We start from the raw sequence: 22,311 nt of genomic DNA on the forward strand, positions 1-22,311 counted from the left end.
TGAGTAAAGGGGGATGGGTATCAGCTCAGCAGGACTTCTTTGACGAAGCGGCTGCCGAAATAGGCCAGGGTCAGGATGAAGCTGCCGATCAGGCTCAAGGTGATGACCTTGCGACCGCGCCAGCCACGGGTGTGATGACCCCACAGCAGCAGCATGTAGACGCACCAGGCCAGGATCGAGAGGATCGCTTTGTGGGATTTGCCTTGGGCGAACATGTCTTCCAGAAAGAAGAGGCCGGAGGCGATGGAGAGGGTCAGCAGGAACAGGCCCGCCGAGATGAGCTGGAACAGCCGCTTTTCGACCGTCATCAAGGGCGGCATGGCTGGCAACTGGCTGATCTTGCGGGACTTGAGCTGTCTGTCCAGACAGGCAAGCTGTAGCGCGAACAGACAGGCGATCATCAGCACCGAATAGGCCATCAGTGCCAGTCCTATGTGCAGCAGCAGCTGGGGATGGGCCTCCAGATGGGTGATATAGCGGCCCGGGATCAGGGCGCTGGCGGCCAGCAGCAGAGCGGAGAAACTGTAGACCACCGGCAGCAGGATCCAGCCGTTGAAGCGGCGGGTGACGCAGGTCATGAAGCAGCCGATGATGAGACTCACGAGAGATGCAACGTTGAGCATGCTCAGGTTCTGGCCGGAATGGGTCACCAGCACTTCGCCGGCCACAGCGGCGCCGTGCGCGATCAGGGCCAGTCCGATACAAGCAAACAGGGGAACTTGCCCCACAGGTTTGGCACTGAGCAGCAGGTGCAGCGAGGCGATGATGGCCAGCAGATAAAACGCCAGGGCCAGAACAGAGATCACGATCATAACCAGGTCGTTGTTGAACAGGCTGTTGGGAATAAGAGAGGCAGTATACCTTGCACAAGATGTGCTCGCCAGTTGTGCAGCCGCCGATCTGCCCATATATAAAGAGAAGGTCCCCATGGCTGCCGCGCGGTGAATAATCGTCCTCGCGTCTGCTCTGGGTTATAATGCCCCCAATTTATTACGCCAAGAACCGGAATCCGTCATGTTTGAGAATTTGACTGAACGACTCTCGCGCACCTTGCGCAATGTCAGTGGGCGCGGTCGCCTGACCGAAGAGAACATCAAGGATACCTTGCGCGAAGTCCGCATGGCGCTGCTCGAGGCGGACGTCGCTCTGCCGGTGGTGCGGGACTTCGTGGCTCGCGTCAAGGAGCGGGCGGTTGGCCAGGAAGTGGCCAAGTCCCTGAGTCCGGGCCAAGCCTTCATCAAGATAGTACACGGTGAACTGGTCTCGGTGATGGGCGAAGCCAACGAGCAGCTCAACCTGGCCGCCCAACCGCCGGCCATCATACTGATGGCGGGTCTGCAGGGTGCCGGTAAGACCACAACCGTAGGTAAACTGGCCAAGCTGCTCAAAGAGCGCAGCAAGAAGAAGGTGCTGGTCGTCAGTGCCGACGTCTATCGCCCCGCGGCGATCAAGCAGCTGGAGACGCTGGCGAGCGACATCGGCGTCGATTTCTTTCCAAGCGACGCTAGCCAGAAGCCGGTCGACATCGCCACTGCCGCCATCGATCAGGCGCGCAAGAAGTTCTATGACGTTGTGATAGTGGATACCGCCGGTCGTCTGCACGTCGACAGCGACATGATGGACGAGATCATCCATCTTCACGCCACCATCAAGCCGATCGAGACCCTGTTCGTGGTGGACGCCATGACGGGTCAGGATGCCGCCAACACAGCCAAGGCGTTCAACGAGGCGCTGCCGCTCACCGGCGTGATCCTCACCAAGGCGGATGGCGACGCTCGCGGTGGTGCAGCCCTCTCCGTGCGCCACATCACCGGTAAGCCGGTCAAGTTCATCGGTATGGGCGAGAAGACAGATGCGCTGGAGCCGTTCCACCCGGATCGTCTCGCCTCCCGCATCCTTGGCATGGGCGACGTGCTGTCGCTGATCGAGGAAGTGGAGCGCAATGTCGACAAGGAAAAAGCCGCCAAGCTGGCCAACAAGGTCAAGAGTGGCAAGGGCTTCGATCTGGAAGACTTCCGCGAACAACTGGCCCAGATGCGCAATATGGGCGGCATGATGGGCATGCTCGACAAGCTGCCCGGTATGTCCGGTCTGCCGGACAACGTCAAGGATCAGATGGATGACAAGCTGACCGTGCGGATGGAGGCCATCATCAGCTCCATGACGCCCAGGGAGCGTGCCCATCCCGACCTCATCAAGGGCTCCCGCAAGCGCCGTATCGCCGCAGGTTCCGGCATGCAGGTGCAGGACGTGAACAAGCTGCTCAAGCAGTTCACCGAGATGCAGCGCATGATGAAGAAGATGTCCGGCAAGGGCGGCATGCGCAAGATGATGGGGCAGATGAAGAACATGTTGCCACCAGGATTCGGTGGCGGTCGCGGCCCCTTCTGATCCCGACCGTTTCAGCCAGGCCAGGGGCTCACCAGAGGTGGGCCCTTTTCATTGTGAGCCTTGTGCAAAAAATGGCTGGCTTGGTTGCAATTATTACGAATCCAAGTAGAATTACGCGGCTTATTTTAAGCTAGGGTCCGCGTGTTTGCGGGCCTTGTTCATTAGATGTTAATGAGGACGATATGGTAACCATTCGTTTACAACGTGGTGGCGCGAAAAAGCGTCCGTTTTACCAGGTAGTAGTTTCTGACAGCCGTTGCGCCCGTGACGGTCGCTTCATCGAGCGCGTTGGTTTCTTCAACCCGGTTGCTTCTGGTTCTGCCGAAAAGCTGAACCTGGACCTGGCTCGTATCGAGCATTGGGTTGCTACTGGTGCCGCTGTTTCTGACCGCGTTGCCAAGCTGATCAAAGACGCTGCCAAAGCTGCTTAATCAGCCCAACGGTAAGGAGTTAAGGTGGAAAAACCTATAGTTCTGGGCACCCTGGGTACCGTTTATGGCATCAAGGGCTGGCTTAAAGTGAACTCCTTCACCGATGTTGCCGAAGCGATTTTCGATTACAACCCCTGGCTGATCAATCAGAACGGGGGGTGGCGTGAACTCAAGGTTTCGGCCTGGAAGCGTCACAACAAGGGTCTGATTTGCAAAATCGATGGTATCGATCTGCGTGAAGATGCCCTGGCATTGACCAATGTCGAGATTGGCGTACCCGCTGATCTGTTGCCTGCGTTGCCTGAAGGTGAGTTCTACTGGCGTGACCTGATTGGTTGCTCGGTATCGACCACCAAGGGATACGACCTGGGCAAGGTGACCGAATTGATGGAAACCGGCTCCAACGATGTGTTGGTGGTTGAGGCCAATGTAAAAGATGCCTTTGGCGCAAAGGAGCGGTTGATTCCGTTCCTGGAAGAGCAGGTGATCAAGCATATTGATCTGACTGCTCGAACAATCGAAGTTGATTGGGATCCTGGTTTCTAGTTTCCCGCGCTAACACGGGTGCCGGAGGTTTCTTATGTGGATTGGGGTCATTAGCCTCTTCCCTGAAATGTTCCGAGCCATTACCGAGCACGGGGTAACGGGTCGGGCCGTCAAGAGTGGCCTGCTGCAGATTGAGTGCTGGAACCCCCGGGAGTTTACCCACGACAAACACCGTACGGTCGATGATCGTCCTTATGGTGGTGGGCCCGGCATGTTAATGATGGTTCAGCCGCTGCGTGACGCGATTCATGCAGCCAAGCAAGCGGTGGGAGACGGGGCGAAAGTCATCTATCTCTCCCCTCAGGGACGCAAGCTGACTCAAGCGGGCGTAACCGAGTTGGCGACGAATCAGAAGCTGATTCTGGTAGCCGGTCGATACGAAGGTATCGATGAACGCGTGATACAAACCGAAGTCGACGAAGAGTGGTCTATCGGGGATTACGTGTTAAGTGGTGGCGAGTTGCCTGCCATGACCCTGATCGATGCGGTTTCGCGTCTGGTCCCGGGGGTTTTGGGTGATCAGGCCAGTGCCGAGCAGGACTCCTTCACGGATGGCTTGCTGGATCATCCCCACTACACTCGGCCGGAGGTGTTGGATGGATTGGCGGTGCCAGAGGCGCTGACAAGCGGCAATCACGAAGTGATTCGACGCTGGCGTCTCAAACAGTCGCTCGGACGAACCTGGCAAAGAAGGCCGGAACTTATTAACAACCTAGCTCTGACTGACGAGCAAGAATCACTTCTTGCCGAGTATGTCCGCGAAGTGCGTGACAGCGTTAAGTAGAGTTTTCAGTTTATCCTAGGTAAGGAAAGACAATGAGCAAGATTATTCAGCAGCTTGAGCAAGAGCAACTGCGTACCGACATCCCGGCATTTGCCCAGGGCGACACTGTACGTGTTCAAGTTCGTGTTAAAGAAGGTGGCAAAGAGCGTCTGCAGGCTTTCGAAGGCATCGTTATTGCCAAGCGTAACCGCGGTCTGCACTCTGCTTTCACCGTTCGCAAGATCTCCAACGGCGAAGGTGTTGAGCGTGTATTCCAGACTCACTCTCCGCTGATCCACAGTGTAGAACTGAAGCGTCGTGGTGATGTTCGCCGCGCCAAACTGTACTACCTGCGCAACCTGTCCGGCAAAGCTGCTCGTATCAAAGAGAAGCTCAACTAATTCGATTCGAATTGGTGTCGATATGTCGGCAAATAGCTCGACAGGTAGTGAAAAGGCTCGCCAATGGCGAGCCTTTTTTGTGTCCGCAATCCGGGGGCTGGCCAGATGTGCCAGTGTTCTGGTCGTCGCCTACTGGCTGACACGCACCACTGAGTTGTCACGTCCGAAGGGGCCCGGCACATAGTCGTCCGCCTCCCAATCGTTGTCGTAGAGTGTCTCTCCGTTCGGTTTCACCAGCTGGTAGCAGTATTCGAAATGGCTGGGACCATCGGTGGGCAGGTTGAGGGTGGTTCTAAACTCTCCGCTCTTCATCCGTTTGAGCTCTATGGGTTGCCACTGGCTAAATTCCCCCAGCAGCAGTACCTGTTCTGCCTCACCGGCAGCCACTTTTTCCACCGCGAAGGTCACCTTGACCTCGGGACGGGACTTGAGGAATTGCTTGTTGATCGGCATGACGCCTCCTTGTCATTGGTGCGAAGAAAGGGGTTCTGCCTATTTTTATATCACTTTATGACAAGGATGTTGATAGAACAGATCAAACGGGCAAGGCAAAGTGGCGTTGCAGCAGGCCGTGGGTGAATCCTGTCTTGAGGTAAAAGCCCCGTGGCAGGGTCAGGATCGGCTGGCCATTGCGACCGATGGCGCGGGTCAGCGCCTTGTTGTTAGCGGCCTTTGGGCGCAGTTGCATCACCTGACCGTGGCGAGCGCTGATCTGCTCCACCTCTCCCAGCACTATCATGTCCATCAACTCCTCCCAGTCCTGGCGCAGCAGCCGATCCTCCTCCTCATTAGGGCTCCACATCAGCGGCATGCCGACCCGGCGCTCGCCTATCGGGATATCGCGACTTCCCTCAACCGGGATCCAGAGCACCCGCGAGAGTTTGTTGCGCACGTTTGACTGCTCCCAGCGCTGGCCGCTGACGCCGATCAGCGGCGCCACGCAGACGAAGGTGGTCTCCAGGGGTTTGCCCTGAGGATCGATGGGGATCGTCTTGAGCTCTATGCCAAGTTCCGGGAAGTCCTGCTCTGGCTTGCTGCCGGCGCTGGCACCCAGTTGCCACTCGATCAGCTGGCCGACCCAGCCTTTGTCCCGTCTCAGATCCCGGGGGACGGCGAGGCCTGCATCGGCAGCCAGCTGTGCCAGTGTGAAGCCTGCCATGGCATGGGCTCGGCTCAATAACTCCTGCTCGGACTGGGGCTGGGTGGGCATGAATGACTCCTGCAAAGGGGATTATTCTAGCAAGTCTGCTCCTTGGTGAGGATCGCTGTTTTTATAACCGATCCTGCCGAGGGGTTGCACTGGGGGGGGGATTTTGCACCTTATTACTTATCATAATGATTTTTAACGAATTTGTCTTTATTGTACCGATCTTTTCCACGCAGGATCCCGGCTTGGAATAGTTGTCCAAGGGTTTACTCATGCTGTTGCACACAGTTATCCACAGAAATCTTGGATAACTGGCTCAAAGTGGTGATAGTGGGGGTGTTGTTACAAAAAAATGTGAAACGGCAGCGATTTTTGCTGCGATGGCAGGGCAGATAGTGTGCCACTCCTGTGGATAAATTAGCCGTGGTGGATCTTTGAGCAGATGAACTTGTTCACAATCAGGATCCCGGATCTTTGGCCGGGAAAGACATGGATCTTGATCCAGTGAAGTGCGCATAACACATTGTATTCAAATGGATTTTTAGTTTTATAAACCATGCCGCATGCTGGTTCCTTGAGTAGAGCAGATAAAAAAAACTACTGTATATACCTGCTTGATCACAGGCTTATGCACAGTCTGGGTGGGCAACTTGCGGGGTTTGATCCTTGGATTTGTTTATAAGTCGGCTTGAAATTGAAAGTTATTCATGAGTGGGGGATTGCAGTCCTTGTTTGCTGCCACGGGGTGAATGTGGAACAATCTCCTTATAGATTCAGCCTTTATAAGGTGATCACGTGATAGATGGCGACGGGTTTCGTCCCAATGTCGGAATCGTGATCTGTAACCGTGACGGGCAAGTATTGTGGGCTAAGCGCTATGGGCAGCACTCCTGGCAGTTTCCGCAGGGGGGAGTTGATGACGGTGAGACGCCTGAGCAGGCCATGTATCGTGAGCTGTATGAGGAGATAGGCCTCAAGCCCGAGGATGTGACCATCATGGCCACCAGTCGCAACTGGCTGAAGTACCGCTTACCCAAACGCCTTGTTCGTTGGGACAGTTCACCGGTCTGTATTGGCCAAAAACAAAAATGGTTCTTGCTACAACTGGATCCTGACAGGGAGTCCAGAATCCAGTTCGGTTGTCATGGTCACCCCGAGTTTGATGATTGGCGTTGGGTCAGCTTCTGGTATCCGGTACGCCAGGTTGTCTCTTTCAAGCGAGAAGTCTATCGACGGGTGATGAAAGAGTTTGCTCCGCTGGCGATGCCAGTGCTCGTGGTGCAAGTTAATCGGAAAGATGGGCGGCGCAACCGCTCTCGCTAAGGAGCACACCTAGTTGCTGACGGAACTCAGACGCATCGTCGAAAGCATGGCCGAAGCCAACACCTTGGAGCTGGCTCTGCAGGCATTGGTCAGTCAGACCCGGCTGGCCATGATGGTGGACTGCTGTTCCGTCTATGTTTCTGAACCGGACATGCGCCGCTACCGGCTGGCCGCGACCGATGGGCTGGCCGAGTCGGCGGTGGGCAAGGCGATCCTGCCATTTGAGCAGGGTATAGTCGGTCTGGTGGGTCAGCGGGAAGAGCTGATCAACCTGGCTGATGCCCCCTCCCATCCCAGTTTCAAATTTCTGCCCGATGTCGCCGAAGAAGCGTTTCGCTCCTTCCTTGGCGCCCCCATCATGCATCAGCGCCAAGTGGTGGGCATTTTGGTGGTGCAACAGAAGGAGTGTCGCCTTTTCGATGAGGGGGAGGAGTCCTTCATGGTCACGCTGGCGGCTCAGCTGGCGGCCCGCATCGCCCAGGCGCAAGCCAAGGGGTGGTTGCAGAAGACCGACTGGAGCAAGCCGCTGCGCGGTATCGCCGGGGCCAGCGGTATTGCCATGGCCAAAGCCTGGGTGTGGCGGCCCCGCAAGGAGCTCAGCTCCATCACCCCACGCAAGGATGAGGAGCACGCCAAGCAGCTGGAGCGGCTGAACGTCGCGGTGGAAGAGGTACGCCACGATCTGGAGAGTCTGGCACTGCGGTTTCGCGAGAGCTACGGCGAGGATTCGGTTGCCATCTTCGACATTTATCTGCATCTGCTCAACGATCCCGGTTACATCAAGCCCATCCGCAACAAGGTGAGCAAGGAGCACTGGACGGCCGTGTCGGCGGTCAAGCTCATCAGCGACCGACTGATCGACCAGTTCAAGGGGATGAAGGATCCCTACCTGCAGGAGCGCTCCACCGATGTGAAGGACATAGCCCAGCGGCTTATCAGCCGGCTGGTGCAGAATGAACCGGAACATATCACGGTCGGCGAGCCCGTGGTGTTGGTGGCCGACGAGGTGACGGCCACCATACTTGCCGAGGTGCCGAGGGAATTCCTGACCGGGGTGGTCTCCCTCAAGGGCGGTACCAACTCCCATGCCGCCATTTTAGCCCGTGCCATGGGGGTCGCGGCTATCATGGGGGTGGATCTGCCGCTCGGCGACATCGGCGGTCGCATGCTGGTGGTCGACGGCTACAGCGGCGATCTCTTCATCGAGCCCAATCAGGTGATCCTGACCGAGTATCGGCAACTGCTCAACGAGGAGCGGGCGCTCGATACCCTGGTGCGCAGCGTCGACAGTCAGCCATCGGAAACCGCCGATGGCACCCCTGTCTCCTTGCTGCTCAACGCTGGCCTGAGTGCCGACACCGAGATCTCCCTCAATCATCTGGCAGACGGGGTTGGGCTCTATCGTACCGAGATCCCCTTCATGCTGCAGGACAGCTTCCCCTCCGAGTGGGAGCAGACGGCGCGCTATCGCGGCATTCTGGAAACCTATCGCAATCGTCCTGTGTGCATGCGCACGCTGGACGTGGGGGGAGACAAGCAGCTGCCCTATTTCCCCATCGTCGAGGAAAATCCCTTCCTTGGCTGGCGGGGGATCCGGCTCACTCTGGATCACCCCGAACTGTTTCTGGTCCAGCTCAAGGCCATGCTACGAGCGAGCGAGGGGCTGGACAATCTGGCCATCATGCTGCCGATGATCAGCAGCGTCAGCGAAATCAGGGCTTCCCGTCGGTTGCTGGACCAGGCTTGGCGAGAAGTGTCGGAAGAGGCGGCCAGCCGCGATGCGGTGATCCGCTACCCCAGCCTGGGAGTGATGATAGAGGTGCCGTCCGCCCTCTATATACTGCCCGAGATGGCGCCGCTCATCGACTTCTGGTCGGTGGGCAGCAATGACCTGACGCAATACCTGCTGGCGGTGGACCGCAACAATGCCCGCGTCGCCAACATCTACGACGCTTTCCATCCTGCGGTGATCCGCGCCCTGCAACAGCTGGTTGATGCCTCCCATCGCTACCAGAAGCCGGTGTCGGTTTGTGGCGAACTGGCCGGCGATCCGGTCGGTGTGCTTTTGTTGCTGGCCATGGGCTATCGCCGCTTCAGTATGAACACCCACAATATCGCCAGGATCAAGTACGTGCTGCGTCAATCGACCCTGAGCGAGCTGACCGCGCTGATGGCCGACGGCCTCAAGCACGACAATCCTCACGTGCTGCGCGGCCTGTTCGCCCGCTACCTGGAAGAGCACGGTCTGGGCGGCTTGCTGCGGGCCGGTCACAAAACGAAACAGACTGATTGATAATCATGCCTTGTCCCTGCTGACGAATGATCGGAAAATGCGGCTTTTCTTATGACTGGGGCCGCATATGCAGCACGATGGATATTGGGTTTTCTCGCAGGTTGATCCTGTCGCATTCAGTTTGGGGCCACTATCGGTACGCTGGTACGGTCTCATGTACCTGTTTGGTTTCGCTTTTGCTATGTGGCTGGCGGGGCGTCGCGCAGACGCACAGAACAGCGGCTGGACCCGCAACGAGGTATCCGACCTGCTGTTCTATGGCTTCCTCGGGGTGATCCTGGGTGGTCGGGTCGGTTACGTGCTGTTCTACAACTTCGACATGTTCTTGGCTGACCCCCTCTACCTGTTCAAGATCTGGACCGGAGGCATGTCGTTCCACGGTGGTCTGATCGGGGTTATCACCGCGATGATCTGGTTTGCCCACAAAACCAAGCGCCACTTCTTCACCGTGGCCGACTTTGTGGCTCCGCTCATTCCGTTTGGTCTCGGTGTTGGCCGGATCGGCAACTTCCTCAACGGTGAGTTGTGGGGTCGGGTCACCGATGTGCCCTGGGCCATCATCTTCCCGGAGGCAGGCCCTGAGCCGCGCCATCCCTCCCAGCTCTACCAGTTTGCACTGGAAGGGGTGGTGCTGTTCATCATCCTCAACCTGTTTTGGCGCAAGAACCCGCCCCGTGGTGCCATCTCAGGCATGTTCTTGCTGTTCTACGGCCTGTTCCGCTTCCTGGTGGAGTTTGTGCGCCAGCCGGACAGCCAGCTGGGTCTCTATTTCCAGGAGATCAGCATGGGCCAGATCCTCTCCACCCCGATGATTATCGCCGGTGCCCTGATGATTTGGGCCGCCTACAAGCGCCCGCAGTTATTTGGTAATAGGGTGAAGGAGGCAAAGCAATGAGAGTCTGCCTCGTTCTTATGCAGAATAACCTGCCCCAAGATGCCTGCGGTAGCGTGAAGATGTTTGGTAATGCCGTGAAGGAGGCGAAGTAATGAGAGCTTATCTCGACCTGATGCAGAAGATCCTCGATGAGGGCACCGCCAAGTCAGACCGTACCGGCACCGGTACCGTCTCCCTGTTCGGCCATCAGATGCGCTTCAATCTGGCGGACGGCTTTCCACTGGTCACCACCAAGAAATGCCACCTGCGTTCCATCATTCACGAGTTGCTCTGGTTCCTCAACGGCGACACCAACACTGCCTATCTGAAAGAGCACGGCGTCAGCATCTGGGATGAGTGGGCCGACGAGAATGGCGATCTGGGGCCTGTCTATGGCGCCCAGTGGCGCTCCTGGCCGGCGGCCGATGGCACCGTCATCGATCAGATCCAGCGAGCAGTGGATGACATCAAGCACAATCCGGATTCGCGCCGCATCATCGTCTCCGCCTGGAACGTGGGCGAGCTGGATAAAATGGCGTTGGCACCCTGCCACGCCTTTTTCCAGTTCTATGTGGCAGACGGCAAGCTCTCCTGCCAGCTCTACCAGCGCAGCTGTGATGTGTTCCTCGGCCTGCCGTTCAACATTGCCAGCTACGCTCTGCTGACCCACATGATGGCCCAGCAGTGCAACCTGGAGGTGGGTGACTTCGTTTGGACTGGTGGTGATGTGCACCTCTACTCCAACCACATGGAGCAGACCGCGCTGCAGCTTTCCCGCGAGCCACGGTCCTTGCCGCAGCTGGCGATCAAGCGCAAACCGGATTCCCTCTTCGACTACCGGTTTGAGGATTTCGAGATCCTGGGGTACGACCCCCATCCCGGCATCAAGGCGCCCGTCGCTATCTAATGTCAAAGGCGCCTTGAAGCGCCTTTTTTATGCATAAAAATAACTGAAAATTCATTTTATTGATTGCGTCATCAAGGGCGCCGGCGCACAGTGAAGCCTGCTTATAGCAGGTATCTTCTGTTTCTTCCTTCGGTTTTCTCGTGGTATTCAGCAGTAAGAAACGATTTTCCATTAATTGTTATGGGATATAGACTTAAACTAAAGTAATTCTGCGGATAATTTAACCATGAACGACGTAATAAAGAAGTTTCTGAAGCTGGAGGCCGCCTCCGGAATAATTCTGATCATGGCAGCCATAGTGGCGATGGTATTGGCCAACACGGTTCTGGCCGGTGGCTATCAGGCATTCCTCGATACGCCGGTGCAGGTGCGCATCGCCGCTCTCGACATCAACAAGCCGCTGCTGCTCTGGATCAACGACGGTTTCATGGCAATCTTCTTCCTGCTGGTCGGGCTTGAGGTCAAGCGCGAGATGCTGGAAGGCGCGCTCTCCTCCCGCGTGCAGGCGACCTTCCCGGCCATAGCCGCGGTCGGCGGCATGTTGGCTCCCGCGCTCATCTACACCTTCTTCAACTACTCGGATGAAGTGGCGCGTGCTGGTTGGGCTATCCCCGCCGCGACCGATATCGCCTTCGCCCTCGGGGTGATGGCGCTACTGGGCAAGCGGGTGCCGGTCAGCCTCAAGGTGTTCTTGCTGGCGCTGGCCATCATGGACGACCTCGGGGTCATCATCATCATTGCGATCTTCTATACCCAGCAGCTGTCGCTGACGGCGCTGGTGGTCAGTATCCTGGCGATCCTGACCCTGCTGTGGATGAATCGGCGTGGCGAGGACAGGATCGGCCTCTACATGCTGGTGGGTCTGGTGCTCTGGGTCGCGGTACTCAAGTCCGGTGTCCACGCGACCCTGGCTGGCGTCATCGTGGGCTTCATGATACCGCTCAACGGCAAGCGTTATGCCTCGCCGCTCAAGCATTTGGAGCACTCGCTGCATCCCTGGAGTGCTTACCTGATACTGCCGCTGTTCGCCTTTGCCAATGCGGGCGTTCCACTGGGCGGAATAAGCCTGCCGTCCCTGCTGAGCCCTGTGCCCCTTGGCATCATGCTGGGGCTGTTCGTGGGCAAGCCGCTTGGGGTATTCACCATCAGTTGGCTGGCGGTCAAGCTGGGTATCGCCCAGTTGCCGGCCGGGGTCAACTTCAAGCAGATTTTTGCGGTCAGCATACTGTGTGGCATTGGCTTTACCATGTCGATGTTCATTGCATCGCTGGCGTTCGAGTACGGCGGATTGGATTACGGCAGCTATTCACGCCTCGGGATCCTGGTGGGATCTACGCTGGCGGCAGTGGTCGGTTATTTTGCCCTGCGGATGTCGCTTCCCAACCGTGCGGCGGATCAAAACACGGAGGGGTTATGAGAAGACTGTTATGGCTGGTTATGCTGGCGAGCCCGGGGCTCTGGGCGGCCAGTCTGGAAGATTGTCAGCAGGATCCGGCATCAAGCAGCTGCTCTGCTTACCTCAATGGAGTGGTCGACAGCGCCGTCATGCTGGGGGACAAACAGGCCAAGGCCCAATTCGGTGAGACCTTCGCCGAGCGGGCCCTGAGCAGCCGGGCCGGTGAGCGGGTCAAGCAGTCCAACAAGCGCTACTGCGGCGAACGGATGCCTGACAAGGCGCGCCTCAAGGCCAGCCTGCAGACGCAGTTCACCGCAAACAAGGTTGACTCGATCAGCGACATGTATGACATTCTGGCGGTTGAACTCAGCTGCTACCGGAGTCCGCGTACCGCGGGAACCCCATCGGATGTCACACCTTAATTACAACCATCTCTATTATTTTTGGATGACTCAGAAAAAGGGCTCCGTCACTCAAGCGGCGGAAGCCCTCTTTTTGACCCCGCAGACAGTCACCGGCCAGATCAAACTGCTGGAGCAGCGCCTCGGTGGCAAGTTGCTCAAGCGCAAGGGGCGTTCTCTCGAAGCGACCGAACTGGGCCAGCTGGTATTCCGCTACGCCGACAAGATGTTCAGCCTCTCCTACGAGATGCTGGATATCGTCAACTACCGCAAGGAGAGCCAGATCCTGTTTGACGTCGGCATCGCCGATGCGCTCTCCAAGCGCCTTGCCAGCCGGGTACTGCTCTCCGTCATTCCCAACGATGGCTCCATCCACCTGCGCTGCTTCGAATCGACCCACGAGCTGCTGCTGGAACAGCTGAGCGAGCACAAGCTCGACATGATCCTCTCCGACTGCCCGGTGGACTCAGGCCAGCATGCGGGCCTGTTATCCAAGCGGCTCGGCGGTTGTGGCGTCAGCTTCTTCTGCAAGGTGCCGTTGCCCGAGAAACCCTTTCCCGCCTGTCTGGAGGAGCGAAAGCTGCTGATCCCGGGGCGCCGTACCGCCATGGGACGCCAGCTGACCCAGTGGTTCGAGCAGCAAGGCATCTCCCCCAGCATCCTTGGGGAGTTCGACGATGCGGCCCTGATGAAGGCCTTCGGTTTCTTCAACCAGGGCATCTTCATGGCCCCCACCATCTATCGGGAGGAGATCCTGGAAGGGGAGGGGGTGAGGCTGCTCGGGGAGACTCAGGATCTGATGGAGGAGTATTACGTCATCTTTGCCGAGCGAATGATCCAGCATCCGGCGGTAAAACGGGTGTGCGAGAGCGATTTCTCTTTCCTGTTTGCCGGGGAAGAGGACTTCACCACGATTCAACCGGCAACCCTGTCATTTTAAATCGACGGGTCACAGAGTATGATTCTTGCCTCGGACGAGAGGGGATGAGATGCAACTGGAAGAGATGGAGGCGAATGCGAGCCGCGCTGTGGCACTGCTCAAGGCACTGGCCAACGAACGACGATTGTTTATTTTGTGTCAGCTGCAGGATCGGGAGCTGTCGGTGGGGGAACTCAACGAGGTGCTCGGGTTGAGTCAGTCAGCCCTGTCACAGCACTTGGCCGTGCTTCGGCGGGATGGGTTGGTGGAGACGCGAAAAGAGGCCCAGACGGTCTACTATTCGCTGCGCAGCCATGAGGTACGCGAAATGATTGCCCTGCTGCACAAACTTTACTGCAGCGCAGATAAATAAAAACCGGCACTGAGGCCGGTTTTTTTAGCTTTATGCAGCCGAAGCTGATTAAGCCATAGCTTTGATCTGGGCAGACAGGCGGCTCTTGTGACGAGCAGCTTTGTTCTTGTGGATCAGGCCTTTGGTAGCCATGCGATCCATGATCGGCTGAGCGGTAGCAAAAGCGGCAACAGCAGCAGCTTTGTCGCCAGAAGCGATGGCAGCAATTACTTTCTTCAGATAGGTACGGGTCATTGAACGACGGCTGGCGTTGTGTTGACGACGTTTCTCTGACTGAATCGCGCGCTTCTTAGCAGATTTGATATTAGCCAAGGTAAAACTCCTAAAACTGTCTTAGCGAGTGTATTGAAAAGGCCCGGAAATATGCCTTCTCAACCACATATTGTCAAATGATTTGTGCAAATAAACACCGCCCCCCGGTGGTGTGTCTGTTGGGAGGCGGTTAAACTGTCGGCCGATTCTACCAGCATTCTTTCCATTCTGACAGTTCCAGAGGCTTCGTCTTGAGTAAGAAATTGATCAAATCCGGCATGATAGTGTCCGTAATGACGCTGGCGTCCCGTGTGATGGGCTTGGTTCGCGATGTGGTCATCGCCAATCTGCTCGGCGCCGGGGCGGCTGCAGACGTCTTCTTCTTTGCCAACCGTATTCCCAATTTTCTGCGCCGGCTGTTCGCCGAAGGGGCCTTCAACCAGGCTTTTGTTCCCGTGATGACGGAGTACAAGAAGAAGGGTGATGAGCGCGAGGTGCGCGAATTGCTGGCTGCCGTGGCGGGTACGCTCGGTGGCATAGTCACCATAGTCACCCTGCTCGGGGTGCTGGGCTCGGGCGTGCTGACGGCCCTGTTCGGCTGGGGCTGGTTCTGGGACTGGTTACATGGCGGGCCAGCAGCCGAAAAGTTCGAGCTGGCCAGCCTGATGCTCAAAATCACCTTCCCCTATCTCTGGTTCATCACCTTCACCGCCATGGCGGGGGCCATACTCAACACCTTTGGCCGCTTTGCCGTCGCGTCCTTCACGCCGGTGTTTCTTAACCTCACCATGATAGCGGCGGCCTGGTGGATCGCACCCTTGATGGAGCGGCCAGAGATAGCTCTTGCCATCGGTGTCTTTCTGGGCGGTCTGGTGCAGTTCCTGTTCCAGTATCCCTTCCTGCGCCAGATCAACATGCTGGTGTGGCCCAAGTGGGGTTGGCATCATCCCGGGGTGATCAAGATCCGCACCCTGATGATCCCGGCGCTGTTTGGCGTCTCGGTCAGCCAGATCAACTTGCTGATCAACACTATGCTCGCCTCCTTCCTCGCCACTGGCGCCATCAGCTATCTCTATTACTCGGATCGCCTGCTGGAGTTCCCCCTCGGCCTGTTTGCGGTGGCCATCAGTACCGTGATCCTGCCTGCGCTGGCCAAGAAGCATGTGGATGAAGACCCGGCCGACTTCTCCCGCACCATGGACTGGGGGGTGCGCATGGTGATGCTGCTCGGCCTGCCGGCCATGGTGGGCATAGCCGTGTTGCGCGAGCCCATACTGCGAGTGCTCTTCATGCGCGGCGAGTTCGGTATGCATGAGGTGAGCATGTCCAGTGCCAGTCTGCTGGCCTCCACGACGGGCCTGCTCTCCCTGATGCTGATCAAGGTACTGGCGCCGGGTTATTACGCCCGCCAGGATACCCGGACCCCGGTGCGGATCGGGGTGATGTCCATGGTTGCCAACATGGTATGTAACCTCATTTTCATCTTTCCGCTCGGCTATGTTGGGTTGGCGCTGTCGACCGCTTGCTCAGGCACCTTGAATGCGGCCTTGCTGTTCAAGGGCTTGTATCAGCAATCGGTCTACCGTCCGTCCCGCAATACCGGGATCTTCTGCCTCAAACTGCTGGTGGCCACTGTGCTGATGGGAGGGCTGCTTGGCTATATGTCACCGGATCTCGCTCAATGGGGCGCCTGGGGCATGGGCAAGGCTAGCCTGCAGCTGACTATGTTGCTCTGTCTGGGTGGGGCCGTGTATGGCGTCATCCTGCTGGCGCTTGGCATTCGGCCAAGACACCTGAGATCGGGTCAGTAGCAGGGGTGACCCTGTCTTAATGGGCGGGTGAACCTTGTACGGGATAGTCCTGATGGCGTTCGGCATTCGGAATTTGGCCAGGATGCCTGAAATCGGGCCATGAGGGCTGACCCTGCCTGCCGGCTGATATATAATCCGCCGATTTCCATGGCAGCAACGCACAAGGCACTGATGGAGCTTATTCGCGGCATTCACAATCTCAAGCCCCGTCACCGGGGATGTGTATTAACCATTGGCAACTTTGATGGGGTTCATCAGGGTCACCATGCGGTATTGGCACGTCTCAAGGAGAAAGCGGCCCAGCTGGGATTGCCCGCCTGCGTCATGCTGTTCGAACCGCAGCCGCTGGAGTTGTTCGCAGGCAGCGAGGCCCCTGCCCGGCTGAGCCGGTTGCGGGAGAAGTACGAAGCGCTGCAGGGGCTGCATATCGATCGGATGCTCTGTGTGCGTTTCAGCCACCGTTTTGCCGAGCAAGTCGCCTCGACCTTCATCGAGCAGTTGCTGGTGGAGAAGCTCGGGGTGCGCTATCTGGTGGTCGGTGACGATTTTCGCTTCGGCAAGGAGCGGGAAGGGGACTTCCACCTGCTGGAGGAGGCGGGGCAGCGCTTCGGCTTCGAGGTGATCAGCACCCAGAGCTTCCAGCTCGAACGGCAGCGAGTCAGCAGCACCCTGGTGCGTGAGGCCCTCAAGGCGGGCCGCATGGCCGAGGTGGAGTTGATGCTTGGCCGTCCCTATACCATCAGCGGCCGGGTGGCCCACGGCGACAAGCTGGGGCGCACCATAGGTTTTCCTACCGCCAATCTGGCCCTCAAGCGTCAGGTGATCCCGGTCGGTGGCGTGTTTGCGGTGGAAGTGATATGTTCCGGCAAGACCTTCCCCGGTGTCGCCAATGTGGGTGTGCGGCCGACCTTGAGCGGTACACAAGCCAGATTGGAAGTACATCTATTTGATTTTTCTGGTGATCTATATGGTCAGCAGGTCAAGGTGCTGCTTCGCCACAAGCTGCGCGAAGAGCAGAAGTTTGCCTCTTTCACTGCCTTGAAAGAGCAGATCGAACGAGATGCCCTGGCGGCCCGAGCCTGGTTCGGGCTGCCACAATTCAATTTACCCAGCACTCTTTTAGAAAAGAAGGGAACCCAGGACTGATGAGCGACTATAAACACACCCTGAATCTTCCGGAAACCGAGTTTCCGATGCGTGGCGATCTGGCCAAGCGCGAACCCAACATGCTGAAACGTTGGTACGATCAGGATCTCTACGGCGCTATTCGCCGCGCCAAAGCGGGTAAGCCTTCTTTCATTCTGCATGATGGCCCCCCCTATGCGAACGGCAACATTCACATCGGTCACTCGGTCAACAAGATCCTCAAAGACATCATCATCAAGTCCAAGGGCCTTTCTGGTTTCGATTCCCCCTATGTGCCGGGTTGGGATTGCCACGGTCTGCCCATCGAGCTGAAAGTGGAAGGCATGGTCGGCAAGCCGGGCGAGAAAGTCTCTGCTGCCGAGTTCCGTGCCGAGTGCCGCAAGTACGCCAAGACACAGATCGACGCGCAGAAAGTCGACTTCATCCGTCTGGGTGTGCTGGGCGACTGGGAACACCCCTATCTGACCATGGATTTTGGCACCGAGGCCAATATCATCCGCTCCATGGCCAAAATTGTTGAAAACGGCCACCTGCACAAAGGCTCCAAGCCAGTGCACTGGTGTACCGATTGCGGCTCCGCCTTGGCTGAAGCCGAAGTGGAGTACTACGACAAGAACTCCCCCTCCATCGACGTGCGCTTCAAAGCCGTCGACGAAGCTGCCGTTGTCGCCAGGTTTGACTGCGCCGAAGGCCACCCCGGTAAAGGCCCGATCTCTGCGGTGATCTGGACTACTACCCCGTGGACCCTGCCTGCAAACCGTGCCATCGCCATGCATGCTGACCTCGATTATGCGCTGGTGCAGGTTGAAGGCGAGCATCCCGAGCGTCTGATCCTGGCCGCCGAGCTGGTCAAGGATGTGATGGATCGTGCCGGTATCGAGAAGTTCCACAATCTGGGCTACGCCAAGGGCGCTGCGCTCGAGCTGCAGCGCTTCAATCACCCCTTCTACAGCTTCGACGTGCCGGTCGTGCTGGGTGACCACGTCACGCTGGATGCCGGTACCGGCGCCGTGCACACGGCTCCTGGCCATGGTCCGGAAGATTTCGTGGTCGGTCAGAAGTACGGTCTGGAAGTGGCCAACCCGGTTGGCAGCAATGGCGTTTACCTGCCAGATACCGAACTGTTTGCCGGCCAGCACGTGTTCAAGGCCAACGCCTCTGTGGTCGAGGTGCTGACCGAGCGCGGCGCCCTGCTGCATCACAAGGTGTTCAACCACTCCTACCCGCACTGCTGGCGTCACAAGACCCCGATCATTTTCCGTGCCACCCCGCAGTGGTTCATCAGCATGGAACAGAAGGGTCTGCGCAAACGCGCGCTGGAAGAGATCGAGCGCATCGAGCAAGACGGTTTCAAACAGCACGGCCAGAGCGGCTGGGTACCTGCTTGGGGTAAAAACCGTATCCAGGCGATGGTCGAGAACCGTCCTGACTGGTGTATCTCCCGTCAGCGTACCTGGGGCGTGCCCATCTCCCTGTTTGTCCACAAAGAGACTCAGGCACTGCACCCGGACTCCGTGCGCCTGATGTTTGAAGTGGCCAAGCGGGTCGAGCAGTCCGGTATCCAGGCATGGTGGGATCTGGACAAGGCCGAACTGCTGGGCAGCGACGCCGACATGTACGACAAGGTGCCCGACACCCTGGACGTCTGGTTCGACTCGGGTTCAACCCACTCCTCCGTGGTAGATGCTCGTCCCGAGTTCAACGGGCACTCCGCTGACCTCTATCTGGAAGGCTCTGACCAGCATCGCGGCTGGTTCATGTCCTCCCTGATGATCGGCGTGGCCATGAAAGACAAGGCTCCCTACAACCAGGTGCTGACTCACGGCTTCACCGTGGATGGTCAGGGCCGCAAGATGTCCAAGTCCATCGGCAACGTGGTCAGCCCGCAGGACGTAATGAACAAGCTGGGTGCCGACATCCTGCGTCTGTGGGTAGCGAGCACTGACTACACCGGCGAGATGACCGTCTCCGACGAGATCCTCAAGCGCTCTGCCGATGCTTATCGCCGGATCCGCAACACTGCCCGCTTCCTGCTGGCCAACCTGAACGGCTTCAATCCGGCGACCGACATGGTGGCACCTGCCGACATGGTCGTGGTGGATCGCTGGGCAGTGGGTCGTGCCAAGGCGGTACAGGCCGAGATCGTGACGGCATTCGACGAGTACAACTTCCACGGCGTGACCCAGAAGCTGATGCAGTTCTGCTCCATCGAGATGGGCTCCTTCTATCTGGATGTCATCAAGGACCGTCAGTACACCGCCAAGGCTGATAGCCTGGCCCGTCGCTCCTGCCAGACCGCCCTCTATCACATCGCCCAGGCCATGGTGCGTTGGATGGCACCCATCATGAGCTTCACCGCTGATGAAATCTGGGCGCTGCTGCCGGGTGAGCGCGGTGAGTTCGTCTTCACCGAAGAGTGGTATGACGGCCTGTTCGGGCTGGATGCCGGCGAGCAGATGGGTGATGCCTTCTGGGCCGAGATCCTCGCCGTTCGAGGTGAAGTGAACAAGGCGCTGGAAGCGGCCCGTGGCGAGAAGCGCATCGGTGGTTCCCTGCAGGCCGAACTGACCCTGTTCGCCAAACCGGCTCTGGCCGAGTGCCTGAATGCCCTGGCAGACGAGCTGCGCTTTGTGCTGCTCACCTCCAAGGCCAAGGTCGTTACTGCTGACAGCGCACCGGAAGGTTCCGTTGCGACCGAGCGCGATGACCTCTGGCTCTGCGTGGCCCAGTCTGCCGCCGCCAAGTGCGACCGCTGCTGGCACCATGTGGAAGACGTGGGCACCATTGCCGGTCACGAAGAGATCTGTGGCCGCTGTGTGACCAACGTTGAGGGTGACGGCGAAACTCGTCAATTTGCCTGATGAACATGACTCACAACACTATGCATAACAAAACCGGCCTGCGTTGGCTGTGGCTGGCGGTGCTGGCCTTTGTACTGGACCAGGCGAGCAAGCTCGCCGTGGTCAAGTTGCTGCCATTTGGTTACCCGGGGGTGGAGATCACCCCCTTCTTCAATCTGGTCCACGTTTACAACAAGGGTGCTGCATTCAGCTTCCTGGCTGATCAGGGGGGCTGGCAGCGCTGGTTCTTCGCCGTGCTGGCGTTTGCCATCTGTGGTTTGCTGATCCACTGGTTGCGCAAGCAATCCGTCACCCAGCGCTGGAGCGGCATCGCCTATTCGCTCATCATCGGTGGCGCCCTTGGCAACGTGTTTGATCGACTGGTGTTGGGCCATGTGGTCGATTTCCTCGACTTCTACTGGCAGCGTTCCCATTGGCCGGCATTCAACCTGGCCGACAGCTTCATCTTTATCGGGGCCGCCATGATAGTGCTGGAAGGCTTCCGTTCCGAGAAGAAGAAGGAGGAGATGGCATGAGTCAGCCTATCGCCACCGGGATTACGGCCAACAGCAGCGTGCTGTTCCACTTCACCATCAAGCTGGAAGATGGTTCGGTTGCCGACAGCACTGCGCTGCACGGCAAACCGGCCCGTTTACGGATGGGCGATGGCAGCCTGACGCCCACCTTCGAACAGTGCCTGCTGGGCTTGTACGAGGGCGAGAGCAGGAGCTTCACGCTGGCGCCGGAGCAGGCGTTTGGCCTCTCCAATCCCGACAACATCTACCATCTCGATCGTGCCAAATTTGGCGCCGATGTGGAGCCCAAGGTCGGCACCATCATACTGTTCGACCAGCCCAACGGCAGCGAGTTGCCAGGGATCATCCGGGCGGTGGAAGGCATGTCGGTGACGGTCGATTTCAATCATCCCCTGGCCGGTCATACCGTCACCTTCGAGGTGGAGATCCTGGGTGTTGATGATGAGGAGAAGGTGCACTAATGGATATTCTGCTCGCTAATCCTCGTGGTTTCTGCGCTGGCGTTGATCGTGCCATCAGCATTGTCGAGAGCGCGCTGGAGAAGTTCGGCGCCCCCATCTATGTCCGCCACGAAGTGGTGCACAACCGCTATGTGGTGAACAAGCTCAAAGAGGCGGGGGCCGTGTTCGTCGAGGAGCTGGACGAGGTGCCGGATGACAGCATCGTCATCTTCTCCGCCCACGGCGTGGCCAAGACGGTCCGCGAGATGGCCAAGGCCCGCGCCCTCAAGGTATTCGATGCCACCTGTCCGCTGGTGACCAAGGTGCACATGGAGGTTCATCGCGCTAGCCGTAAGGGCTCCGAGGCCGTGCTCATAGGTCATGCTGGCCACCCCGAGGTGATCGGCACCATGGGGCAGTACGAGAATCGCGAGGGTGGCATGTATCTGGTGGAGACACCGGCCGATGTGGCCAAACTCAAGGTGAAGAATCCGGATGACCTCTGCTTTGTCACCCAGACCACCCTGAGTGTGGATGAGACCTCGGATGTGATCGACGCGCTGCGCAAGCAGTTCCCCAAAATCCAGGGGCCGCGCAAGGACGACATCTGCTACGCCACCCAGAACCGTCAGGATGCGGTGCGGGAGATGGCGGGGCTGGTGGATGCCATGCTGGTGGTGGGGTCTCGTAACTCTTCCAACTCTAACCGGTTGCGCGAGCTTGCCGAGAAGGTAGGCAGCAAAGCCTATCTTATCGACGATGCCTCCATGATCGAAACCGGCTGGCTGGAGGGGGTCGAGCGTATCGGGGTAACGGCTGGCGCCTCGGCGCCGGACGTGCTGGTGCAGCACGTCATCGCCCGCCTGCGCGAGCTGGGTGGCAATATGGTCGTCGAGCACCCGGGTCGTGAAGAGAATGTGGTGTTTGAAGTGCCGCCCGAGCTGCGGATCCTCTAGAAGAGTGCTGGCTTTGGAGCCTAATGCCTGTTAGTTAAGCATTTTTGTGACTAAATACTCGAGATGTTGAATATCCAAAGTGTCTCCATGATTAAAGAGTCAATTTGGCTCCAACCCTTGTCCTGACTGGCATACAATAAAAAGAGGGAGGCATCATGCCTCCCT

The 22,311-nt window shown here is 58.0% G+C and carries 23 protein-coding genes; 19 read left to right on the top strand and 4 right to left on the bottom strand.

The window, feature by feature from the left end; translation table 11 throughout:
- Positions 1-20 precede the first annotated feature (20 nt).
- A complete protein-coding gene (locus BN1129_RS19610) occupies positions 21-812 on the bottom strand; it encodes a cytochrome C assembly family protein (RefSeq protein WP_042038807.1) in 792 nt (263 codons plus the stop codon).
- Between the two features lie 202 nt (positions 813-1,014).
- Here BN1129_RS19610 and ffh point away from each other — a divergent pair, with 202 nt between their 5' ends.
- From ffh to rplS, 5 genes are all read left to right on the top strand, one after another.
- Entirely contained in the window at positions 1,015-2,391 is a 1,377-nt protein-coding gene (gene ffh, locus BN1129_RS19615; RefSeq protein WP_042038808.1) for a signal recognition particle protein, read from the top strand.
- 182 nt (positions 2,392-2,573) lie between these two features.
- Positions 2,574-2,822 carry a 30S ribosomal protein S16 gene (gene rpsP, locus BN1129_RS19620; RefSeq protein ID WP_021141082.1) on the top strand — a complete coding sequence of 83 codons (249 nt, stop codon included), beginning with the start codon at positions 2,574-2,576 and terminating at the stop codon, positions 2,820-2,822.
- A gap of 24 nt (positions 2,823-2,846) precedes the next feature.
- The gene (gene rimM / locus BN1129_RS19625) at positions 2,847-3,368 is read left to right on the top strand and encodes a ribosome maturation factor RimM (protein ID WP_042038809.1); all 522 of its coding nucleotides are present in this window, start codon (positions 2,847-2,849) and stop codon (positions 3,366-3,368) included.
- 34 nt (positions 3,369-3,402) lie between these two features.
- Positions 3,403-4,152 carry a tRNA (guanosine(37)-N1)-methyltransferase TrmD gene (trmD, locus tag BN1129_RS19630; RefSeq protein ID WP_042038810.1) on the top strand — a complete coding sequence of 250 codons (750 nt, stop codon included), beginning with the start codon at positions 3,403-3,405 and terminating at the stop codon, positions 4,150-4,152.
- 32 nt (positions 4,153-4,184) lie between these two features.
- Complete coding sequence (rplS, locus tag BN1129_RS19635; RefSeq protein ID WP_005313505.1) at positions 4,185-4,532, top strand: 50S ribosomal protein L19; 348 nt, start codon at positions 4,185-4,187, stop codon at positions 4,530-4,532.
- A 129-nt stretch (positions 4,533-4,661) separates the two neighbouring features.
- Here the strand turns inward: rplS and BN1129_RS19640 are convergent, their stop codons facing one another.
- Together BN1129_RS19640 and mutH are read right to left on the bottom strand one after the other, a co-directional pair.
- Positions 4,662-4,985, bottom strand: coding sequence for an isoamylase early set domain-containing protein (locus BN1129_RS19640; RefSeq protein ID WP_042038811.1), 324 nt, complete (start codon positions 4,983-4,985; stop codon positions 4,662-4,664).
- 82 nt (positions 4,986-5,067) lie between these two features.
- Positions 5,068-5,742: a DNA mismatch repair endonuclease MutH gene (gene mutH / locus BN1129_RS19645; RefSeq protein WP_042038813.1), complete on the bottom strand. Its 675-nt coding sequence runs from the start codon at positions 5,740-5,742 to the stop codon at positions 5,068-5,070.
- A gap of 732 nt (positions 5,743-6,474) precedes the next feature.
- On the opposite strand from mutH, the gene rppH reads away from it, so the two are divergent.
- The 8 genes from rppH to BN1129_RS19685 all read left to right on the top strand — a co-directional run bounded on the left by rppH (position 6,475) and on the right by BN1129_RS19685 (position 14,165).
- On the top strand, positions 6,475-7,002 hold the full coding sequence (gene rppH / locus BN1129_RS19650) for an RNA pyrophosphohydrolase (RefSeq protein ID WP_042038815.1): 528 nt from the start codon (positions 6,475-6,477) through the stop codon (positions 7,000-7,002).
- A 13-nt stretch (positions 7,003-7,015) separates the two neighbouring features.
- Positions 7,016-9,295 (top strand): phosphoenolpyruvate--protein phosphotransferase, encoded by a 2,280-nt coding sequence (gene ptsP / locus BN1129_RS19655; RefSeq protein ID WP_042038816.1) that lies wholly within the window; start codon positions 7,016-7,018, stop codon positions 9,293-9,295.
- 67 nt (positions 9,296-9,362) lie between these two features.
- Positions 9,363-10,190: a prolipoprotein diacylglyceryl transferase gene (gene lgt, locus BN1129_RS19660; protein ID WP_042038817.1), complete on the top strand. Its 828-nt coding sequence runs from the start codon at positions 9,363-9,365 to the stop codon at positions 10,188-10,190.
- Positions 10,191-10,281: 91 nt separating this feature from the next.
- Complete coding sequence (gene thyA, locus BN1129_RS19665; protein WP_042038818.1) at positions 10,282-11,076, top strand: thymidylate synthase; 795 nt, start codon at positions 10,282-10,284, stop codon at positions 11,074-11,076.
- A gap of 226 nt (positions 11,077-11,302) precedes the next feature.
- A complete protein-coding gene (nhaA, locus tag BN1129_RS19670) occupies positions 11,303-12,493 on the top strand; it encodes a Na+/H+ antiporter NhaA (RefSeq protein WP_042038819.1) in 1,191 nt (396 codons plus the stop codon).
- A gap of 20 nt (positions 12,494-12,513) precedes the next feature.
- Positions 12,514-12,894: a Rossmann-fold NAD(P)-binding domain-containing protein gene (locus BN1129_RS19675; protein ID WP_209418535.1), complete on the top strand. Its 381-nt coding sequence runs from the start codon at positions 12,514-12,516 to the stop codon at positions 12,892-12,894.
- The gene (nhaR, locus tag BN1129_RS19680) at positions 12,881-13,813 is read left to right on the top strand and encodes a transcriptional activator NhaR (RefSeq protein WP_042038824.1); all 933 of its coding nucleotides are present in this window, start codon (positions 12,881-12,883) and stop codon (positions 13,811-13,813) included. Before BN1129_RS19675 ends, nhaR begins: the two co-directional genes overlap by 14 nt.
- Positions 13,814-13,862: 49 nt before the next feature.
- Positions 13,863-14,165 carry an ArsR/SmtB family transcription factor gene (locus BN1129_RS19685; protein WP_042038827.1) on the top strand — a complete coding sequence of 101 codons (303 nt, stop codon included), beginning with the start codon at positions 13,863-13,865 and terminating at the stop codon, positions 14,163-14,165.
- Positions 14,166-14,213: 48 nt separating this feature from the next.
- Here the strand turns inward: BN1129_RS19685 and rpsT are convergent, their stop codons facing one another.
- On the bottom strand, positions 14,214-14,477 hold the full coding sequence (gene rpsT, locus BN1129_RS19690; protein WP_005892298.1) for a 30S ribosomal protein S20: 264 nt from the start codon (positions 14,475-14,477) through the stop codon (positions 14,214-14,216).
- A gap of 191 nt (positions 14,478-14,668) precedes the next feature.
- Here rpsT and murJ point away from each other — a divergent pair, with 191 nt between their 5' ends.
- The 6 genes from murJ (at position 14,669) to ispH (ending at position 22,146) form a co-directional block, all read left to right on the top strand.
- On the top strand, positions 14,669-16,228 hold the full coding sequence (murJ, locus tag BN1129_RS19695) for a murein biosynthesis integral membrane protein MurJ (RefSeq protein WP_042038829.1): 1,560 nt from the start codon (positions 14,669-14,671) through the stop codon (positions 16,226-16,228).
- Positions 16,229-16,399: 171 nt separating this feature from the next.
- A complete protein-coding gene (gene ribF / locus BN1129_RS19700; protein ID WP_042038830.1) occupies positions 16,400-17,374 on the top strand; it encodes a bifunctional riboflavin kinase/FAD synthetase in 975 nt (324 codons plus the stop codon).
- Positions 17,374-20,235, top strand: coding sequence for an isoleucine--tRNA ligase (gene ileS / locus BN1129_RS19705; RefSeq protein WP_042038831.1), 2,862 nt, complete (start codon positions 17,374-17,376; stop codon positions 20,233-20,235). The genes ribF and ileS overlap by 1 nt, the downstream gene beginning before the upstream one ends.
- The gene (gene lspA / locus BN1129_RS19710; protein WP_042038832.1) at positions 20,235-20,750 is read left to right on the top strand and encodes a signal peptidase II; all 516 of its coding nucleotides are present in this window, start codon (positions 20,235-20,237) and stop codon (positions 20,748-20,750) included. Before ileS ends, lspA begins: the two co-directional genes overlap by 1 nt.
- Positions 20,751-20,758: 8 nt before the next feature.
- Positions 20,759-21,211, top strand: coding sequence for an FKBP-type peptidyl-prolyl cis-trans isomerase (gene fkpB / locus BN1129_RS19715; RefSeq protein WP_181364586.1), 453 nt, complete (start codon positions 20,759-20,761; stop codon positions 21,209-21,211).
- Positions 21,211-22,146 (top strand): 4-hydroxy-3-methylbut-2-enyl diphosphate reductase, encoded by a 936-nt coding sequence (gene ispH, locus BN1129_RS19720; RefSeq protein WP_042038834.1) that lies wholly within the window; start codon positions 21,211-21,213, stop codon positions 22,144-22,146. Before fkpB ends, ispH begins: the two co-directional genes overlap by 1 nt.
- Positions 22,147-22,311: the final 165 nt, after the last annotated feature.

This window comes from Aeromonas popoffii (assembly GCF_000820025.1).
Taxonomy (GTDB): domain Bacteria; phylum Pseudomonadota; class Gammaproteobacteria; order Enterobacterales; family Aeromonadaceae; genus Aeromonas; species Aeromonas popoffii.

What these genes read in the sequence shown, in the direction of transcription:
- BN1129_RS19610 (WP_042038807.1), bottom strand. Translation starts at nt 812, where the DNA reads ATGATCGTGATCTCTGTTCTGGCCCTGGCGTTTTATCTGCTGGCCATC.
- ffh (WP_042038808.1), top strand. Translation starts at nt 1,015, where the DNA reads ATGTTTGAGAATTTGACTGAACGACTCTCGCGCACCTTGCGCAATGTC.
- rpsP (WP_021141082.1), top strand. Translation starts at nt 2,574, where the DNA reads ATGGTAACCATTCGTTTACAACGTGGTGGCGCGAAAAAGCGTCCGTTT.
- trmD (WP_042038810.1), top strand. Translation starts at nt 3,403, where the DNA reads ATGTGGATTGGGGTCATTAGCCTCTTCCCTGAAATGTTCCGAGCCATT.
- rplS (WP_005313505.1), top strand. Translation starts at nt 4,185, where the DNA reads ATGAGCAAGATTATTCAGCAGCTTGAGCAAGAGCAACTGCGTACCGAC.
- BN1129_RS19640 (WP_042038811.1), bottom strand. Translation starts at nt 4,985, where the DNA reads ATGCCGATCAACAAGCAATTCCTCAAGTCCCGTCCCGAGGTCAAGGTG.
- mutH (WP_042038813.1), bottom strand. Translation starts at nt 5,742, where the DNA reads ATGCCCACCCAGCCCCAGTCCGAGCAGGAGTTATTGAGCCGAGCCCAT.
- lgt (WP_042038817.1), top strand. Translation starts at nt 9,363, where the DNA reads ATGCAGCACGATGGATATTGGGTTTTCTCGCAGGTTGATCCTGTCGCA.
- thyA (WP_042038818.1), top strand. Translation starts at nt 10,282, where the DNA reads ATGAGAGCTTATCTCGACCTGATGCAGAAGATCCTCGATGAGGGCACC.
- nhaA (WP_042038819.1), top strand. Translation starts at nt 11,303, where the DNA reads ATGAACGACGTAATAAAGAAGTTTCTGAAGCTGGAGGCCGCCTCCGGA.
- BN1129_RS19675 (WP_209418535.1), top strand. Translation starts at nt 12,514, where the DNA reads ATGCTGGCGAGCCCGGGGCTCTGGGCGGCCAGTCTGGAAGATTGTCAG.
- nhaR (WP_042038824.1), top strand. Translation starts at nt 12,881, where the DNA reads ATGTCACACCTTAATTACAACCATCTCTATTATTTTTGGATGACTCAG.
- BN1129_RS19685 (WP_042038827.1), top strand. Translation starts at nt 13,863, where the DNA reads ATGCAACTGGAAGAGATGGAGGCGAATGCGAGCCGCGCTGTGGCACTG.
- ribF (WP_042038830.1), top strand. Translation starts at nt 16,400, where the DNA reads ATGGAGCTTATTCGCGGCATTCACAATCTCAAGCCCCGTCACCGGGGA.
- ileS (WP_042038831.1), top strand. Translation starts at nt 17,374, where the DNA reads ATGAGCGACTATAAACACACCCTGAATCTTCCGGAAACCGAGTTTCCG.
- lspA (WP_042038832.1), top strand. Translation starts at nt 20,235, where the DNA reads ATGAACATGACTCACAACACTATGCATAACAAAACCGGCCTGCGTTGG.
- ispH (WP_042038834.1), top strand. Translation starts at nt 21,211, where the DNA reads ATGGATATTCTGCTCGCTAATCCTCGTGGTTTCTGCGCTGGCGTTGAT.